The sequence below is a fragment of the Pseudomonas sp. CH61 genome (genome assembly GCF_059429415.1).
Genome location: NZ_CM182098.1, coordinates 690,800 through 707,893, shown reverse-complemented (window position 1 = coordinate 707,893; position 17,094 = coordinate 690,800). Strand labels below are relative to the sequence as shown.

Genomic DNA, 17,094 nt, shown 5'->3' with positions numbered 1-17,094 from the left:
GAGCGTCACGGGCTGCATTCCCACGCAGAGCGTGGGAACGATCAACGGTGAGCGACTAGCCGCGTCTATCGAGTATGTTGACGACCACTCGATCGACCCAGCCCCAAACCCGCTGCTTGACCCGTCGCCACAACGGTCGGCGCTGCCACTCTTCCAGACTCACCTGCTGACTCAGCCCGAAGTCCTTCACGAAACTCGCCTCTACCGCTGCCGTCAACGACGGGTCCAGCGCCTCCAGATTCGCCTCCAGATTGAAGCGCAGGTTCCAGTGATCGAAGTTGCACGAACCAATGCTCACCCAATCGTCCACCAAGACCATTTTCAAATGCAGAAAGCACGGCTGGTATTCGAAGATCTGCACGCCGGCCTTGAGCAATCGCGGGTAGTAGCGATGCCCGGCGTAACGCACCGACGGATGATCGGTACGCGGCCCGGTCAGCAGCAGTCGCACGTCGACTCCGCGCGCCGCCGCCTTGCGCAGGGAGCGGCGGATTTTCCACGTTGGCAGGAAATACGGCGTGGCCATCCAGATGCGTTTTTGCCCACTGTTCAAGGCGCGGAACAACGACTGCAGAATGTCGCGGTGCTGGCGGGCATCGGCGTAAGCCACACGGCCCATGCCCTCGCCCTTGTCCGGCACCCGAGGCAAACGCGGCAGACCAAAATGCGCGGCCGGGCGCCAGGCGCGGCGATAGCGGTTGGCAATCCACTGACGATCAAACAGCAATTGCCAGTCGATCACCAAAGGGCCGCTAATCTCGACCATCACTTCGTGCCACTCGCTGCTATCGTGGCCCGGCGTCCAGAACTCATCAGTGACGCCAGTACCGCCGACCACCGCCAGACGCTGATCGACCAGCAACAATTTGCGGTGATCACGATAGAAATTACCGACCCAGCGCCGCCAGTTCAGCCGATTGTAGAAACGCAGTTCGACCCCGGCATGAGTCAAACGCTGGCGCAGATTGAGGGTGAACGCGAGGCTGCCGTAATCATCGAACAGGCAGCGCACACGCACACCACGTTCGGCCGCCAGCACCAGCGCCTGCACGATGGTTTCGGCACAGGCGCCAGCCTCGACCAGATACAACTCCAGTTCAATCTGCTCCTGCGCACCAGCAATCTGCTCGAGCATGCGCGGGAAGAATTGCGGGCCGTCGATCAACAGCTCGAACCGGTTGCCGTCCCGCCACGGGAACACCGCGCCGCGCATGTCAGCGCGCCGTGAAGATCAGCACCGCACCCACCGGCACCGACAGACTGATCGCCGACAAGTCGGCGAGTTTGCGCAGGCTTTCCAGCCCTGGCAGCAGATCGAAATCCTCGGCGTTGATTACCAGCGGCTCTAGCGTGACCACTTGAAAGCGCCGGTCATCGAGACGCGTCGCCAGCAGTTCGGCCGGATATTCATGTTGCTTGCCGTGCAGGTTGACGGTCAGCGGCAGACGCAACTCCAGCTGCGCACCGGGGGCCAGATCGTTGATCGGGCGCAGGTCAATCTGGGTGGTGATGGTCGCTTCGGGGAATTGCTCGATCTGGAACAGCTCCTTGCGCATGCGCTCATCGCGCAGCGGGATACCGCTGTTGATCGAATCCAGCTCGACTTCGACTTCGGCGCGACCGTTAGGGTCGACCTTGCCGTGCAGCACCAGAAAGCGCTGCACTTCGGAGACATTGGCGTTTTTCGTGCTGACGAACGACAGCCGCGACGACTCGCCGTCCAGGTACCAATTGGCCTGTGCCGGCAGCGCGACGGCGGCGAGCAACAGGCTGGACAGGGTTGCACAGAGGGAGCGGTTGAACATTGAACACTCGTGGGGCCGATAAACCTGCACGAACCTTAACCGCCCCCGCCGTTATTGCAAACTGAAGATCGCACCCGGTGGGAGCGAGCCTGCTCGCGAAGACGTCATCGGCCTCAACAGAGTAGGTGCGTCTGCTATTGCATTCGCGAGCAGGCTCGCTCCCACAAAAAACCATCGGGTGTTTCAGGGATTCAGGCGGCAGCCTTGGCGTTCGCTTTGCCACTGGGCGCGATTGCTGCGGCCCATGCCGCTGACGGTAATGGTTTTGCTGGCAGGGTCATCGGTGAACTGGCTGGTCGGCAGCCACTGCTTCACATAACCACGGCAATACTCGGCGTCGTTGTTCATCACATACCGGCACGAACAATATTCCTTGGCGGTGTAGGCGCTGATGATGTCGGGGAAGGCCCACAGATTTTCGCGCTCGTAAACGACCCAGCCGAGCAACAAAACAAGCAGCAATAGCAAAAAGCGCTTCATGGCTGCACCGCCTTCAGCACGCGTTTGAGCAGTTCGTTGTGTCGATAACTGCCGTCGCGGTCATCGGCGTAGCGCACGATCACCAGGTTGGCGCTGGGGATTACGTACAGCGCCTGGCCCCAATGGCCAAGCGCGGCGAAGGTGTCGGGCGGTGCATCGGGCCACGGTGACAAGGCGCCATCGGCCGGGCGATTGAGCCACCATTGACCGCCGGGCACCGCTTCGTCCTGATGAGCCTTGTAGCCGGCGAAGGGCTGCCGATTGAAGTCGACCCAGTCCTTGGGCAGCAATTGCCGATCGTTCCAGCGCCCGTCACGGGCCATCAGCAATCCGACTCGCGCCAGATCCCGCGCAGTGAGATAGACATAAGAAGAAGCGACAAACGTGCCGCTGACATCGGTTTCCCACACGGCGTGACGGATGCCCAGCGGCTCGAACAACGCCGTCCATGGATAATCCGCATAACGCTGCGGGCCGACGATATTTTTCAACGCGGCCGCGAGCAGGTTGCTGTCGCCGCTGGAATAGCGGAAGGCCCGCCCCGGTTCGGCGTAGGCATCGTGATCGGCGGTAAATGCAGCCATGTCGCGATGGCCACGGGTGTAGAGCATCGCCACCACCGAGGATTTCAGCGGGGCGTATTCATAGTCTTCCTGCCAATCGATACCGGAGGCCCAGTGCAGCAGGTCGGCGATTTTTATCGCCGGGTGTTTGGTCAGTGGCGGGTAAAACTTCGTGGCCGGATCTTCGAGTTTGAACAGCCCCTCGCCGTAGGCCACACCGAGCACGCTGGCCATCAGGCTTTTGCTGATTGACCAGGTCAGGTGCGGGGTTTGTGCTGTGGTCGGGCCGGCGTAGCGCTCGTAGATGATCTGGCCGTCGCGGATGATCAGCAGGGCATCGGTGCGGATGCCTTGGCGGGTGGCGTCGTCGCGGGGTGGGAAGGCGTAATTATCCAGCGCCTCAACGGTCGGGCCGGTGACCTTCGGGCCGGTTGACCATTGTTCAGCGGGCCATGGTTCGGCCTGAACGGTGCAGCAGATCAGCAGCAGAAACAGCGACAGGCCTTTGCGCATGGTGAGGGCTCTGGGAATGAACCTGCTGAGACTAGTCGGGGTTGATGACAAGTATGCGGTGTTATTTAGATTGCTATCGCGAGCAGGCTCACTCCTACAAGGGATCGCATTTCAACTGACGAAACTCGATCAACTGTAGGAGTGAGCCTGCTCGCGATTAGCCCCCTTCAGCCCGCCGCCAAAGCCTTGGCCAACCGCTTTGCCCTGGCCCCCGCCGCCAACTGCATCACCCCCTGATCCCGCTGCCACATCTGGGCCCATTCTGCCGGCCCGTCAGCCAACGCCTGACTCACCTCCCCCTCCAGCGCCTCAAACTGCGCAAACAACCCACCCAGCAACACATGCCCGGCGGGATTGTTCGGCGGTTGCCGACTCGCCTCCGCGCACCCGGCCAACAGCGCCAGCAAACGCAATTGCAGCGCTTGCGGCCAGTCGCTGTCCTGTCCGACGCCATACAGCCACGCGGTCATCGCGCTCAGCACATAGACATCTTCCAGCGTGCGAAACGGTTTGACGTAAGCATCCCAGCCATCCCCCGCCAGCAACTCACACAACGCGCCATCCAGCAGCAACCGGCCATGACTGATGTCCGGCATCAACGGCAGCGCTGGCAGTTTCTCTACGGTTACGCCAGGCTCGCCGGGGTACACAACCGCCAGACTCAGACGCGGACTTTCGCCGGGTTCTTCACTGCGCGCAGCGATCAACAGCCAATCCGCCGCATCGCCGGCGGTGACGAAATCCTTGCGCCCACTCAGGCGTAAATCGATGAGCCGCGTCTGCATATCAGCCGGACGCAAACTGCGCTGTTCGGTCGCACACAACGCACCGAGGCTCAGCGGCGCGCTCGGCCACAACATGCGTAATGCCGCCTGATAACCAACCAGAAACGCCAGCCCCGGCGTCGCCATCCGCCGCCCGCCCGCGACCGCCAATTCGAACGGTGTGACGTTGCCCAGTTGCTGCAACAACGTCGCAAAACCCTCGGCCAGGTCAGCAACGGCGGGCAATCGTTCACGGCTGTGCAGCAGATCTGGCCAGGACATAGGAGGCTCCTTGTGGGCTGTCATATAAGCATCACCGAACGTTCATGGCGATGACACCGGGGCTACATAGCCTGACTTTGCACAACACGGCTGCATAAAGAAAGTCGATCGGCTGCAACCCACGACGGGTTAAAGGCCCGTACGGAGATTCACATGACTCAGATCGCCCGCATCAGCGACACCGGCAATGAACGCCGCCTGCAAGCCGAACGCCTGATCGGCGCCGAGGCCTTGCAGCAAGCCCAGGCCTTGCGCTTCAACGTCTTCAGCGGCGAGTTCAACGCCAAACTGAAAGGCGCGGAACTGGGTCTGGACATGGATGATTATGATGTTCACTGCAGCCACATCGGCGTGCGTGATTTGAACACCGGCCGTCTGGTGGCGACCACGCGTCTGCTCGATCACACCGCCGCCAGCAGCCTCGGCAAGTTCTACAGCGAAGAAGAATTCAGCCTGCACGGCCTCGCGCATCTGCAAGGCCCGATTCTGGAAATCGGCCGTACCTGCGTCGACCCGGCGTACCGCAACGGCGGCACCATCGCCGTGTTGTGGGGCGAGTTGGCCGAAGTGCTGAATCAGGGTGGCTACAGTTATCTGATGGGTTGCGCGAGCATCCCGATGCAGGACGGCGGTATTCAGGCCCACGCGATCATGCAGCGCCTGCGCGAACGTTATCTGTGCACCGAAAACCTGCGCGCCGAGCCGAAAAATCCGCTGCCGACGCTGGATATTCCATCGAACGTAATCGCGGAAATGCCGCCGCTGCTCAAGGCCTACATGCGCCTGGGCGCGAAGATCTGCGGCGAGCCATGCTGGGACGAAGACTTCCAGGTCGCCGACGTGTTCATCCTGCTCAAGCGCGACGAACTCTGCCCGCGCTACGCCAAACACTTCAAGGCGGCCGTGTGATGAGCCGGTTGCGGGTGTACGCGCGGATCGCGCGGGTGCTGCTGGTGGTGTCGCTGGGCTTGACCATGGCCAGCGTGTTCGGCGTATTTGAACGCATCGGTCTGGCGCATTCGATGGAGCGGCGTCAGCGCTGGTCGCGCTTCTTCATGGCGCGCCTGAGCAATGCCCTGCCCTTTCGCGTGACCGTGCACGGTGAGCTGCCGAAACAGCCGATGCTGTGGGTCAGCAATCATGTGTCGTGGACTGATATTCCGCTGCTCGGCATGCTCACGCCGTTGTCGTTTTTGTCGAAGGCCGAAGTGCGCACCTGGCCGGTGGCCGGTTGGCTGGCGGCGAAGGCTGGCAGCCTGTTCATCCGTCGCGGTTCAGGTGACAGCCAATTGATCCGCAAGCAGATGACCCGTCACCTGCAAACCGATCACGCCTTGCTGATGTTCCCGGAAGGCACCACCACCAATGGCCGCTCGCTGCGCACCTTTCACGGCCGTTTGCTGGCGGCGGCGATTGATTCCGAGGTGATGCTGCAACCGGTGGCGATCCGTTATCTGCGCGATGGCGAAATCGATGGGCTGGCGCCGTTTATTGGTGATGATGATTTGCTGTCGCACCTGATGCGCCTGTTCAGCAATGACTGCGGCGATGTTGAAGTGCACCTGCTCAAGCCGCTTGCCTGTCAGGGGCGCGAGCGTGCGGCGTTGGCGTTTGAAGCGCAGCAAGCGGTGCAGAAGGCGTTGTTTGGCGAAGTGGCGAAACCGGCCGAACCGCGTCGTGCAGGCGAATTGATTGCCGCCTGAAAACACAAATCCCCTGTAGGAGTGAGCCTGCTCGCGATAGCGCTGTGTCAGTCAATACTAATGTCGACTGACACACCGCTATCGCGAGCAGGCTCACTCCTACATTAGATTTTCTGTGTCTGGGGGTTTTGGGCGAAGTCCTGGAGTTGGGGGTAGAACAAGCGGAAGTCGTCACTCAGCGGCTCATACAACCGCCGCAACTCCTCCATTGCTCCCGCCAACTCTTCCGGCCGGCTCAGTCGCCGCGAGATCCCGCGCAACACCTGCTCCAGCACTTCAAACTCCTGATATGAACCCAACCAGTCATTGGCAACCATGTGCGGGGCAATCCTCGCCAGTCGCTCGGGCAGTTGCCGCTCGTGGGTCAGCACCCGATACACATCAGCGGTGAAAACCTCCAGCGGCTGATCGGCATACAGCTTCCAGTCCCGCGCCAGGCAGTGGTCGAAAAACACATCGAGCACGATCCCGGCGTAACGCCGGCGCGTGTCGGAAAATCGCCCCAGCGCGATGTCCACCAATGGATGACGGTCAGTGAACACGTCAATCCGGCGATGCAGTTGAATGGCCGCCTCGACCTCCGGCGCAAACTGCCCTTGCAGCCGGCCTTTGACGAAATCGCCATACAGACTGCCGAGCAATTGCCCGGGGCGCTGGCCACCGAGGTGTAAATGTGCGAGATAGTTCATGGGCGCAGCTTAGCACTGCGGCCCATAAGCCATACACCCATGTATCGTTATAACGCGATATACCAATTTATGCTGACGTCAGATCAAAATCATATTGGTGTATCGCGATCTAACGATTTATATTTCGCCACATCGCGATATAGCGTTGTACACATTGTGAGCACCCTGCCATGAACCTCGACCTCGACGAAATAATAAAAGCCCTGGCGCACCCAGTACGGCGAGACATCCTCAACTGGCTGAAAGACCCGAAGAACGAATTTCCGGAACAGTTGCACAACCACGAGTACGGCATTTGCGCCGGGCAGATCGATCAGCGCTGCGGCCTGTCGCAGTCGACCGTTTCGGCACACCTCGCGACGTTGCAACGCGCCGGTCTGATCAGCAGCCAGAAGGCCGGTCAATGGCACTTTTTCAAACGTAACGAGGACGTGATCCAGGCGTTCCTCAGCACCCTCAGTAAAGAGCTCTGACCCTTAACGTCAGCCAGCCGACAAGGAAACCTGCATGCCCCTCTCGCTCCTCATCCTCGCCTTGAGCGCCTTCGCCATCGGCACCACCGAATTCGTCATCATGGGCCTGCTGCCCAATGTGGCGGCCGACCTCGGTGTGTCGATCCCCGGCGCCGGCTGGCTGGTGACCGGTTACGCCCTCGGCGTGGCGATCGGTGCGCCGTTCATGGCAATGGCCACGGCCAAACTGCCGCGTAAAGCAGCACTGGTCGCGTTGATGGGCATCTTTATTGTCGGCAACCTGCTGTGTGCGATTGCCAGTGATTACAACGTGCTGATGTTTGCCCGCGTGATCACTGCGCTGTGTCACGGTGCGTTCTTCGGTATCGGCTCGGTAGTGGCGGCCAATCTGGTGCCGGCCAACAAGCGTGCGTCGGCGGTGGCGTTGATGTTTACCGGCCTGACCCTGGCCAACGTCCTCGGTGTGCCGCTGGGCACTGCGCTGGGTCAGCAATACGGCTGGCGCTCGACCTTCTGGGCGGTGACTGTCATAGGCGTGATTGCGTTGATCGGCCTGATCCGTTTCCTGCCGGCCAAGCGTGACGAAGAGAAACTCGACATGCGCGCCGAACTCGCCGCCCTCAAAGGTGCGGGGATCTGGCTGTCGCTGAGCATGACCGCGTTGTTCGCCGCTTCGGTATTTACCTTGTTCACCTACGTCGCACCACTGCTCGGCGAAGTCACCGGCGTGTCGCCACGTGGCGTGACCTGGACGCTGATGCTGATCGGTCTGGGCCTGACCGTCGGCAACATCATCGGCGGCAAACTCGCCGACAAAGGCATGGCCGCCACGCTGATCGGCGTGTTCATCGCCATGGCCGTGGTCTCCACCGTACTGACCTGGACCAGCGTCGCGCTGATCCCGACTGAAATCACTCTGTTCCTCTGGGCTACCGCGTGTTTCGCCGCCGTGCCGGCGCTGCAAGTCAACGTGGTGACCTTCGGCAAAGCTGCACCGAACCTGGTGTCGACCCTGAACATCGGCGCCTTCAACGTCGGTAACGCGCTCGGCGCCTGGGTCGGCGGCAGCGTCATCGCCCACGGCTACGGCCTGACCAGCGTACCGCTGGCAGCCGCCGCGCTGGCCGTGCTCGCCCTGCTGGTGACCCTGATTATTTTCCGTCAGAACGGCAATGCCGATCTGGCCCCGGCAACTAACTGATTACTTTCCACTTACGAGGGTTGTAGACATGGCAACTATTTTTGATCCGATCAAACTCGGCGACGTCGAGCTGGCCAACCGCATCATCATGGCCCCGCTGACCCGCTGCCGCGCCGACGAAGGCCGTGTGCCGAACGCGCTGATGGCTGAATACTATGTACAGCGTGCTTCCGCCGGCCTGATCCTCAGCGAAGCCACGTCGGTGACGCCAATGGGCGTTGGCTACCCGGACACCCCGGGCATCTGGTCCAACGATCAAGTGCGCGGCTGGGCCAACGTGACTAAAGCCATCCACGGCGCTGGTGGCAAGATCTTCCTGCAACTGTGGCACGTCGGTCGCGTCTCGCACCCGTCGTACCTCAACGGTGAAGCGCCGGTGGCACCGAGCGCGATCCAGCCGAAAGGTCACGTCAGCCTGGTGCGTCCACTGGCCGACTACCCAACCCCACGTGCTCTGGAAACCGCTGAAATCGCCGACATCGTCGACGCCTACCGCACCGGCGCCGAAAACGCCAAAGCCGCCGGTTTCGACGGCGTGGAAATCCACGGTGCCAACGGTTACCTGCTCGACCAGTTCCTGCAAAGCAGCACCAACCAGCGCACTGACAACTACGGCGGCTCGCTGGAAAACCGTGCGCGCCTGCTGCTGGAAGTGACTGACGCCGCGATCGAAGTCTGGGGCGCTGGTCGCGTTGGTGTGCACCTGGCACCGCGCGCCGACTCCCATGACATGGGCGACGACAACCTGGCGGAAACCTTCACTTACGTGGCTCGTGAACTGGGCAAGCGCGGCATCGCGTTCATCTGCTCCCGTGAGAAAGAAGGCGCCGACAGCCTCGGCCCGCAACTGAAAGAAGCGTTCGGTGGCCCGTACATTGCCAACGAAAAATTCACCAAGGACAGCGCCAATGAATGGCTGGCCAGCGGCAAGGCTGATGCTGTGGCGTTTGGTGTGCCGTTCATTGCCAACCCGGATCTGCCGGCTCGTTTGAAGGCGGATGCGCCGCTTAATGATGCGCACCCGGAAACCTTCTACGGCAAAGGCCCGGTCGGTTATATCGACTATCCAGCGCTGTAAGGCATCACGCAGAAACGCGAAAGCCCCCGACTTGTGAGAGTCGGGGGCTTTTTTGTGTTCGCCTGGAGAGCGATTGCGCGTTTTCGTACGTAGCCCCTCACCCCAGCCCTCTCCCGAGGGAGAGGGAGCCGATTTGTGTGCGTTTCAAATCTGGAGTTCGACCTGATATCTCAGGTCAGCGTATCTCGAAAGAACACCTCGGTCAGTCCCCTCTACCTCCGGGAGAGGGAGCCGATCGGGGGATGTTTGAAACCAGAGTTCGGCTGGATATTTCAGGTCGGCGTAACTCGAAAGAACACCTCGGTCAGTCCCCTCTCCCTCTGGGAGAGGGCTAGGGTGAGGGCAAGCGGCTCACACTCATTCACACAGCAGACACAAATTCCCTACAAAATGCCCAGCTCGCTACGTTTAAACTCCCCCCGCTGCGAAGCTATTTAAAGCCAGGCCAACTGACATAAGCTGTGCCAATTACGCATTTTGTTTCATTTGCGCAGACTGGGGCTCAGGCGCAGCATATCCAACCCTGTATCGACCCAACGCTCGGCCTCGGCATGCAGCTCAAAGCTGTCCGGCGCCAGAAGCCATCCATACAGAAGGCCATCGATATAGCTGTGAATACTGATGGCCGCGCGGGCGGTGTCGAGATCTTCCGGCAACTGGCCACGATTGACCGCATTACGCAACGTCAGAGCGATGCGCTCATTGCAATCGAGACTGACGTCCCGGCGCTGCTGGCGCAAATCGCACATTTCATCGGTGAACTCGCACTTATGAAACAGAATTTCGTTGATACGCCGGGTTTTCGGGTCCAGCGCAACTTGATGAAACAAATGAATCAGCAGTTGGCGCATGCAGCCCAGCGGATCGAGTTCATCCTCACTTTCGCTGGCCTTGGCCAATTCATCCAGCGGCTCACGCAGCGAATCCAGCATGGCCTGGACCAGATCCGCCTTGTTGCTGAAATGCCAGTAGATGGCACCGCGCGTAACACCGGCCATTGTCGCGATGTCGGCCAGCGTCGTACGGGCGACGCCCCTTTCATAAAAGGCTTTCTCCGCCGCTTCCAGAATCTGGCTACGGGTTTCTTGAGCTTCCTCTTTGGTACGACGGACCATGACAGTAAAACCTCAAACAGGATGTTTCAGGGATGGCTGAATATCCGCTGAATAAAGAGGGGGCGATCTCTCGCGGATCGGCTCCCCGGCCTACAATTTCAAACCTTGCAACGACTTTTGTAACGGGTTGGGTACGCGGCAAAGGTATTTACAAACAACCATGAACGTAAGTATATTCCTTAGCAAGCTACTTATCCACCCGGTATCCTTTTTTTACCCTTACACACTTCTTGTGCGCTCTTTGCGCGCCTGACCCGAGGATTTTCATGCAATTCAAGCCAGCTGTTACCGCTCTGGTCACTGCCGTCGCCCTGGCATCGCTGCTCAGCGGATGTAAAAAGGAAGAAGCGGCACCGGCCGCTCCACCGCCTCAGGTCGGCGTCGTCACCCTGCAACCACAAGCCTTTACCCTCACCTCCGAACTGCCGGGTCGCACCAGTGCGTTCCGCGTTGCGGAAGTTCGACCGCAGGTCAACGGCATCATTCTCAAGCGTCTGTTCAAGGAAGGCGGCGATGTCAAAGCCGGCCAGCAGCTGTATCAGATCGATCCGTCGGTCTATGAAGCGACCCTGAAAAGCGCCGAAGCCAACCTGCGATCGACCAAGTCGATCTCCGATCGCTACAAGCAACTGGTCGACGAGCAGGCCGTGAGCCGTCAGGAATACGACACCGCTGTGTCCAATCGCATGGAATCGGAAGCGTCGCTGCAGACCGCGCAGATCAACGTGCGTTACACCAAGGTGTACGCGCCGATCTCCGGGCGCATCGGCCGTTCTTCGGTCACCGAAGGTGCATTGGTCAGCAACGGCCAGACCGACGCAATGGCGACAATCCAGCAACTGGACCCGATCTACGTCGACGTCACCCAGTCTTCGGTTGAGCTGCTGGAATTGCGCCGCGAGCTGGAAAGCGGCCGCCTGCAAAAATCCGGTGAAAACTCGGCAGCGGTCAAACTGACCCTGGAAGACGGCAGCCAGTACAAGCTCGACGGTAAGCTGGAATTCTCCGAAGTCACGGTCGACCCGACTACCGGTTCGGTAACCCTGCGCGCGGTGTTCCCGAACCCGGATCACACCCTGCTGCCGGGCATGTTCGTCCGCGCTCAGTTGCAGGCCGGCGTCAACGCTGCGGCCATTCTGGCGCCGCAACAAGGCGTGACCCGCGACCTCAAAGGCACCCCGACCGCGCTGGTCGTCGGCGCCGACAACAAGGTCGAACTGCGTCAGCTCAAGGCCAGCCGTACCGTCGGCAGCCAGTGGCTGATCGAAGACGGCTTGAAAGCGGGAGATCGCTTGATCACCGAAGGGCTGCAATACGTGCGCCCGGGTGTTCAGGTCAACCCGTCCGAAGCCACCAATGTCGGCAACAAGAACCCGGCCCCCGCTCAGGCAGCTGACAAAGCCGCCGGCGGCAAAGGGGAGTAATCCATGTCAAAATTCTTCATCGACCGTCCGATTTTCGCCTGGGTAATTGCCCTGGTGATCATGCTGGTCGGGGCACTTTCGATCCTGAAATTGCCGATCAACCAGTACCCGAGCATTGCGCCGCCGGCCATTGCGATCTCCGTGACCTACCCGGGCGCTTCGGCGCAAACCGTGCAGGACACCGTGGTCCAGGTCATCGAGCAGCAGCTCAACGGTATCGACAATCTGCGTTATGTGTCCTCGGAAAGTAACTCCGACGGCAGCATGACCATCACCGCGACCTTCGAGCAAGGCACCAACTCCGACACCGCGCAGGTGCAGGTTCAGAACAAGCTGAACCTCGCCACCCCGCTGTTGCCGCAGGAAGTGCAGCAACAAGGTATCCGCGTGACCAAGGCAGTGAAAAACTTCCTCTTGGTGATCGGCGTGGTATCGCGTGACGGCAGCATGACCAAGGACGACCTGTCCAACTACATCGTGTCGAACATGCAGGACCCGATCTCGCGGACCGCCGGTGTCGGTGACTTCCAGGTCTTCGGTGCCCAGTACGCGATGCGCATCTGGCTCGACCCGGCCAAGTTGAACAAGTACAACCTGACCCCGGGCGATGTCAGCACCGCGATCTCGGCACAGAACGTCCAGGTGTCTTCCGGTCAACTCGGCGGCTTGCCGGCGTTGCCGGGCCAGCAGTTGAACGCAACGATCATCGGCAAGACCCGTCTGCAGACTGCCGAGCAGTTCAAGGCGATTCTGCTGAAGGTTAACCAGGACGGCTCGCAAGTGCGTGTCGGCGACGTCGCTGACGTCGGTCTGGGCGGTGAGAACTCGAGCATTTCCGCGCAGTTCAACGGCAGCCCGGCTTCTGGTCTGGCGGTAAAACTGGCCAACGGTGCCAACGCCCTCGACACCGCCAAGGCGCTGCGCAAGACGATTGACGACCTCAAGCCGTTCTTCCCGCAAGGCATGGAAGTGGTGTTCCCGTACGACACCACTCCGGTGGTGACCGAATCGATCAAAGGTGTGGTTGAAACCCTGGTCGAAGCGATCGTGCTGGTGTTCCTGGTGATGTTCCTGTTCCTGCAGAACTTCCGCGCCACCGTCATCACCACGATGACCGTGCCGGTGGTATTGCTCGGTACGTTCGGCATCCTCGCGGCGTTCGGTTTCAGCATCAACACCCTGACCATGTTCGGTATGGTGCTGGCCATCGGTTTGCTGGTGGACGACGCCATCGTCGTGGTGGAAAACGTCGAGCGGGTGATGAGCGAAGAAGGCTTGTCACCGAAGGAAGCGACCAAGAAGTCCATGGGCCAGATCCAGGGCGCACTGGTCGGTATTGCGCTGGTTCTGTCGGCGGTACTGTTGCCGATGGCGTTCTTCAGCGGTTCCACCGGTGTGATCTACAAGCAGTTCTCGATCACCATCGTTTCGGCCATGGCCCTGTCGGTTCTGGTTGCACTGATCTTCACCCCGGCGCTGTGCGCCACCATGCTCAAGGCGATTCCGAAAGGCGAGCATGGCACGCCGAAGAAGGGTTTCTTTGGCTGGTTCAACCGCAATTTCGACCGTGGTGTGCAGAGCTACGAGCGCGGTGTCGGCAACATGCTGTCGCGCAAAGCACCGTACCTGCTGGCCTATCTGCTGATCGTGGTCGGCATGATCTGGCTGTTCACCCGCATTCCAACCGCGTTCCTGCCGGAAGAAGACCAGGGCGTACTCTTCGCCCAGGTGCAGACCCCGGCCGGTTCGAGTGCCGAGCGTACTCAGGTGGTGATCGACGAAATGCGCAGCTACCTGCTGGATAAAGAAGCAGGCGCAGTGTCCTCGGTGTTCACCGTAAACGGCTTCAACTTCGCCGGTCGCGGTCAGAGCTCTGGTCTGGCGTTCATCATGCTCAAACCGTGGGACGAGCGTAACTCGGACAACAGCGTGTTTGCCTTGGCCCAACGTGCCCAGCAGCACTTCTTCAGTTTCCGCGATGCCATGGTGTTCGCTTTCGCCCCACCCGCGGTACTGGAGCTGGGTAACGCCACCGGTTTCGACGTGTTCCTGCAGGACCGCGCCGGTATCGGGCACGAAAAGCTGATGGAAGCGCGTAACCAGTTCCTCGGCCTCGCCGCTCAGAGCAAGGTGCTCTATCAGGTGCGTCCGAACGGCCTGAACGATGAACCGCAATACCACCTGGAAATCGATGACGAGAAAGCCCAGGCCCTTGGCTTGAGCCTCACCGACATCAACAGCACGCTGTCGATCTCCTTCGGTAGTAGCTACGTCAACGACTTCATCGACCGTGGTCGCGTGAAGAAGGTTTACGTGCAAGGTCAGGCCGGTGCTCGCATGAGCCCTGAAGACTTGAAGAAATGGTACGTGCGCAACAACGCCGGGACCATGGTGCCGTTCTCTGCGTTCGCCAAAGGCGAGTGGATCTACGGTTCGCCGAAACTGGCCCGTTACAACGGCGTGGAAGCGATGGAGGTGCTCGGTTCGCCAGCGCCGGGTTATTCCACCGGTGAAGCGATGGCCGAAGTCGAAGCGATTGCCAAGAAGCTGCCGGCCGGTGTCGGTATCTCCTGGACCGGTCTGTCCTATGAGGAACGTCTGTCGGGTTCGCAAGCGCCGGCGCTGTACGCCCTGTCGCTGCTGATGGTGTTCCTGTGTCTGGCGGCGCTGTACGAGAGCTGGTCGATTCCGATCGCGGTTATGCTCGTGGTACCGCTGGGGATCATCGGTGCGCTGCTCGCTACCAGCCTGCGCGGGCTGTCCAACGACGTGTACTTCCAGGTGGGGCTGTTGACGACCATCGGTCTGGCGGCTAAAAACGCCATTTTGATCGTCGAGTTCGCCAAGGAACTGCATGAACAGGGACGCAGCCTGCGTGATGCGGCGATCGAAGCCTGCCGCATGCGTCTGCGACCGATCATCATGACCTCGCTGGCCTTCGTCCTCGGTGTTGTACCGTTGGCGATCTCCACCGGCGCAGGTTCAGGCAGTCAACATGCGATCGGTACGGGTGTGATTGGCGGTATGCTCACGGCCACGATCCTGGCGATCTTCTGGGTCCCACTGTTCTTCGTTACGGTTTCGTCCATCGGCCAGCGTAAGATCGCTGACGAGGATGAAGCTACTGAAACTCCTAAAGAGGCTGGCCAATGAGCAAGTCGCTACTCTCCATCGCAGTCGCCGCCTTCGTGCTGAGCGGTTGCTCGCTGATACCTGACTATCAGCAGCCTGAGGCTCCGGTCGCAGGTCAGTTCCCGCAGGGGCCGGCGTACTCGCCGGCCCAGGCTCCGGCGCAGGCCGCTGCCGAGCAAGGCTGGAAGCAGTTTTTCCATGACCCGGCGCTGCAACAGCTGATCCAGGTGTCCCTGGAAAACAACCGTGACCTGCGTGTCGCGGCGCTGAACATCGATGCTTACGCGGCTCAATACCGCATCCAGCGTGCCGATCTGTTCCCGGCGGTTTCGGCCAACGCCAGCGGCAGCCGTCAACGTCTGCCGGCTCGCGCATCGACGACTGGCGACTCGATGATCAGCAGTTCGTATTCCGCCACCGTCGGCATCAGCGCTTACGAACTCGACCTGTTCGGTCGCGTTCGCAGCCTGAGCGAACAAGCGTTGCAACAGTACTTCGCCACTGAAGAAGCACGCCGCAGCACCCAGATCAGTCTGGTCGCCAGCGTCGCCAATGCTTACCTGACCTGGCAAGCGGACAAGGAACTGCTCAAGCTGACGCAAGACACCCTCGGTGCCTTTGAAGAAAGCTACAAGCTGACCAGCCGCAGCAACGAAGTCGGTGTGGCTTCGGCGCTGGATCTGGCGCAGTCGCGCACTTCCGTGGAAAACGCCCGGGCACAACTGGCGCGTTACACCCGCCAGGTCGCGCAGGACGAAAACAGCCTGACCCTGCTGCTCGGCACCGGTATCCCGGCCAACCTGCAAGCGGCCAAACCGCTGGCGGATGACCTGCTCAGCGATGTACCGGCTGGTCTGCCTTCGGACTTGCTGCAACGTCGTCCGGACATTCTGCAAGCGGAATACAACCTGAAAGCGGCCAACGCCAACATCGGCGCGGCCCGTGCAGCGTTCTTCCCGAGCATCAGCCTGACCGCCAACGCGGGTAGCCTGAGCCCGGACCTGTCCGGTCTGTTCAAGGGTGGTTCGGGAACGTGGCTGTTCCAGCCGCAGATCAACCTGCCGATCTTCAACGCCGGCAGCCTGCGCGCCAGCCTCGACTATGCCAAGATCCAAAAGGACATTGGCGTGGCGAACTACGAGAAGTCCATTCAAACGGCCTTCCAGGAAGTCGCCGACGGCCTGGCCGCCCGCCAGACCTACACCGAGCAGCTGCAAGCGCAGCGTGACTTCGTTCAGGCCAACCAGGATTACTACCGCTTGGCCGAGCGTCGCTACCGCATCGGCGTCGACAGCAACCTGACCTTCCTCGATGCCCAGCGTCAGCTGTTCAGCGCGCAACAAGCGCTGATCACCGACCGCCTCGCGCAACTGACCAGTGCAGTCAACCTGTACAAGGCCCTGGGTGGCGGCTGGAATGCGCAAACCGCGCAGAACGAACCGCTGAAAGAAGAAGCACCGAAGATGAAGTTGTTCTGATCATCATCAGGTGAACACAAGGAGCCCACCGATTGGTGGGCTTTTTGTTGCCTGCCTGAAAGTTGTGTTGCCTGGGCTGACCCCTTCGCGAGCAGGCTCGCTCCCACATTTGGAATGCGATCCCCTGTGGGAGCGAGCCTGCTCGCGAAGAGGCCCTCACAGACACCATAAAATCCAACTGAATCTTGCGTTCGATAATCGCCCAAAACCCGCTTTTACCAATTGAATCAAAACATCCGCGCCCCGCACCATTCGCTCCACAAAACCAATAACAACAGGTTCGATACCATGCTCCCGCGCCCTGCCCCGTCCGGCTGATTGCCTTCGTTTCACCCCTGAACACTTTTCATGTCTGCACCCCGAAAACCGGTGGCAGCGCCCCCGTTCGCCTTAA

At 60.4% G+C, this 17,094-nt stretch carries 15 protein-coding genes; 8 read left to right on the top strand and 7 right to left on the bottom strand.

Translation table 11 applies throughout. The features are described from left to right. Positions 1 to 55: 55 nt before the first annotated feature. The 5 genes from AC5SEM_RS03210 to AC5SEM_RS03190 form a co-directional block, all read right to left on the bottom strand. Complete coding sequence (locus tag AC5SEM_RS03210; protein ID WP_123594806.1) at positions 56 to 1,213, bottom strand: phospholipase D-like domain-containing protein; 1,158 nt, start codon at positions 1,211 to 1,213, stop codon at positions 56 to 58. 1 nt (position 1,214) lies between these two features. Further along, a complete protein-coding gene (locus AC5SEM_RS03205) occupies positions 1,215 to 1,805 on the bottom strand; it encodes a YceI family protein (RefSeq protein ID WP_038358250.1) in 591 nt (196 codons plus the stop codon). Between the two features lie 183 nt (positions 1,806 to 1,988). Next, positions 1,989 to 2,285, bottom strand: a complete 297-nt coding sequence (locus tag AC5SEM_RS03200; protein ID WP_471896394.1) for an amidase — start codon at positions 2,283 to 2,285, stop codon at positions 1,989 to 1,991. Continuing rightward, the gene (locus AC5SEM_RS03195) at positions 2,282 to 3,361 is read right to left on the bottom strand and encodes a serine hydrolase domain-containing protein (protein ID WP_495472159.1); all 1,080 of its coding nucleotides are present in this window, start codon (positions 3,359 to 3,361) and stop codon (positions 2,282 to 2,284) included. The genes AC5SEM_RS03200 and AC5SEM_RS03195 overlap by 4 nt, the downstream gene beginning before the upstream one ends. Positions 3,362 to 3,528: 167 nt before the next feature. Continuing rightward, positions 3,529 to 4,407 carry an acyl-CoA dehydrogenase middle domain-containing protein gene (locus AC5SEM_RS03190; RefSeq protein WP_495472158.1) on the bottom strand — a complete coding sequence of 293 codons (879 nt, stop codon included), beginning with the start codon at positions 4,405 to 4,407 and terminating at the stop codon, positions 3,529 to 3,531. Positions 4,408 to 4,560: 153 nt separating this feature from the next. Between AC5SEM_RS03190 and olsB the strand changes: the two genes are divergently transcribed. Together olsB and AC5SEM_RS03180 are read left to right on the top strand one after the other, a co-directional pair. Further along, positions 4,561 to 5,316: an L-ornithine N(alpha)-acyltransferase gene (gene olsB / locus AC5SEM_RS03185; RefSeq protein ID WP_016982801.1), complete on the top strand. Its 756-nt coding sequence runs from the start codon at positions 4,561 to 4,563 to the stop codon at positions 5,314 to 5,316. After that, the gene (locus AC5SEM_RS03180) at positions 5,316 to 6,110 is read left to right on the top strand and encodes a lysophospholipid acyltransferase family protein (protein WP_495472157.1); all 795 of its coding nucleotides are present in this window, start codon (positions 5,316 to 5,318) and stop codon (positions 6,108 to 6,110) included. The genes olsB and AC5SEM_RS03180 overlap by 1 nt, the downstream gene beginning before the upstream one ends. 104 nt (positions 6,111 to 6,214) lie before the next feature. On the opposite strand, the gene AC5SEM_RS03175 is transcribed toward AC5SEM_RS03180, so the two are convergent. After that, positions 6,215 to 6,799 (bottom strand): acyl carrier protein phosphodiesterase, encoded by a 585-nt coding sequence (locus AC5SEM_RS03175; protein WP_495472156.1) that lies wholly within the window; start codon positions 6,797 to 6,799, stop codon positions 6,215 to 6,217. A gap of 170 nt (positions 6,800 to 6,969) precedes the next feature. On the opposite strand from AC5SEM_RS03175, the gene AC5SEM_RS03170 reads away from it, so the two are divergent. From AC5SEM_RS03170 to AC5SEM_RS03160, 3 genes are read left to right on the top strand one after another with little or no spacing between them, the layout of a single operon-like run. Next, positions 6,970 to 7,272, top strand: a complete 303-nt coding sequence (locus AC5SEM_RS03170; RefSeq protein WP_007917068.1) for an ArsR/SmtB family transcription factor — start codon at positions 6,970 to 6,972, stop codon at positions 7,270 to 7,272. Positions 7,273 to 7,306: 34 nt separating this feature from the next. Then, positions 7,307 to 8,473: an MFS transporter gene (locus AC5SEM_RS03165; protein WP_495472155.1), complete on the top strand. Its 1,167-nt coding sequence runs from the start codon at positions 7,307 to 7,309 to the stop codon at positions 8,471 to 8,473. Between the two features lie 28 nt (positions 8,474 to 8,501). After that, positions 8,502 to 9,551, top strand: a complete 1,050-nt coding sequence (locus AC5SEM_RS03160; protein WP_077571469.1) for an alkene reductase — start codon at positions 8,502 to 8,504, stop codon at positions 9,549 to 9,551. A 482-nt stretch (positions 9,552 to 10,033) separates the two neighbouring features. Here AC5SEM_RS03160 and emhR read toward each other — a convergent pair whose 3' ends face one another. After that, on the bottom strand, positions 10,034 to 10,666 hold the full coding sequence (emhR, locus tag AC5SEM_RS03155; RefSeq protein ID WP_077571468.1) for an efflux system transcriptional repressor EmhR: 633 nt from the start codon (positions 10,664 to 10,666) through the stop codon (positions 10,034 to 10,036). A 266-nt stretch (positions 10,667 to 10,932) separates the two neighbouring features. Between emhR and AC5SEM_RS03150 the strand changes: the two genes are divergently transcribed. The 3 genes from AC5SEM_RS03150 to emhC are packed head-to-tail and all read left to right on the top strand — an operon-like array spanning position 10,933 to position 16,700. Then, a complete protein-coding gene (locus AC5SEM_RS03150) occupies positions 10,933 to 12,090 on the top strand; it encodes an efflux RND transporter periplasmic adaptor subunit (RefSeq protein WP_457465575.1) in 1,158 nt (385 codons plus the stop codon). A gap of 3 nt (positions 12,091 to 12,093) precedes the next feature. Continuing rightward, positions 12,094 to 15,243: an efflux RND transporter permease subunit EmhB gene (emhB, locus tag AC5SEM_RS03145; protein WP_016982808.1), complete on the top strand. Its 3,150-nt coding sequence runs from the start codon at positions 12,094 to 12,096 to the stop codon at positions 15,241 to 15,243. Beyond that, on the top strand, positions 15,240 to 16,700 hold the full coding sequence (emhC, locus tag AC5SEM_RS03140; RefSeq protein ID WP_137218055.1) for an efflux RND transporter outer membrane subunit EmhC: 1,461 nt from the start codon (positions 15,240 to 15,242) through the stop codon (positions 16,698 to 16,700). Before emhB ends, emhC begins: the two co-directional genes overlap by 4 nt. The last annotated feature ends 394 nt before the right edge of the window (positions 16,701 to 17,094 follow it).

Excerpts from the sequence above, each read along its gene's own strand:
- AC5SEM_RS03210 (WP_123594806.1), bottom strand. The coding sequence starts at position 1,213 with ATGCGCGGCGCGGTGTTCCCGTGGCGGGACGGCAACCGGTTCGAGCTG.
- AC5SEM_RS03205 (WP_038358250.1), bottom strand. The coding sequence starts at position 1,805 with ATGTTCAACCGCTCCCTCTGTGCAACCCTGTCCAGCCTGTTGCTCGCC.
- AC5SEM_RS03200 (WP_471896394.1), bottom strand. The coding sequence starts at position 2,285 with ATGAAGCGCTTTTTGCTATTGCTGCTTGTTTTGTTGCTCGGCTGGGTC.
- AC5SEM_RS03195 (WP_495472159.1), bottom strand. The coding sequence starts at position 3,361 with ATGCGCAAAGGCCTGTCGCTGTTTCTGCTGCTGATCTGCTGCACCGTT.
- AC5SEM_RS03190 (WP_495472158.1), bottom strand. The coding sequence starts at position 4,407 with ATGTCCTGGCCAGATCTGCTGCACAGCCGTGAACGATTGCCCGCCGTT.
- olsB (WP_016982801.1), top strand. The coding sequence starts at position 4,561 with ATGACTCAGATCGCCCGCATCAGCGACACCGGCAATGAACGCCGCCTG.
- AC5SEM_RS03180 (WP_495472157.1), top strand. The coding sequence starts at position 5,316 with ATGAGCCGGTTGCGGGTGTACGCGCGGATCGCGCGGGTGCTGCTGGTG.
- AC5SEM_RS03175 (WP_495472156.1), bottom strand. The coding sequence starts at position 6,799 with ATGAACTATCTCGCACATTTACACCTCGGTGGCCAGCGCCCCGGGCAA.
- AC5SEM_RS03170 (WP_007917068.1), top strand. The coding sequence starts at position 6,970 with ATGAACCTCGACCTCGACGAAATAATAAAAGCCCTGGCGCACCCAGTA.
- AC5SEM_RS03165 (WP_495472155.1), top strand. The coding sequence starts at position 7,307 with ATGCCCCTCTCGCTCCTCATCCTCGCCTTGAGCGCCTTCGCCATCGGC.
- AC5SEM_RS03160 (WP_077571469.1), top strand. The coding sequence starts at position 8,502 with ATGGCAACTATTTTTGATCCGATCAAACTCGGCGACGTCGAGCTGGCC.
- emhR (WP_077571468.1), bottom strand. The coding sequence starts at position 10,666 with ATGGTCCGTCGTACCAAAGAGGAAGCTCAAGAAACCCGTAGCCAGATT.
- AC5SEM_RS03150 (WP_457465575.1), top strand. The coding sequence starts at position 10,933 with ATGCAATTCAAGCCAGCTGTTACCGCTCTGGTCACTGCCGTCGCCCTG.
- emhB (WP_016982808.1), top strand. The coding sequence starts at position 12,094 with ATGTCAAAATTCTTCATCGACCGTCCGATTTTCGCCTGGGTAATTGCC.
- emhC (WP_137218055.1), top strand. The coding sequence starts at position 15,240 with ATGAGCAAGTCGCTACTCTCCATCGCAGTCGCCGCCTTCGTGCTGAGC.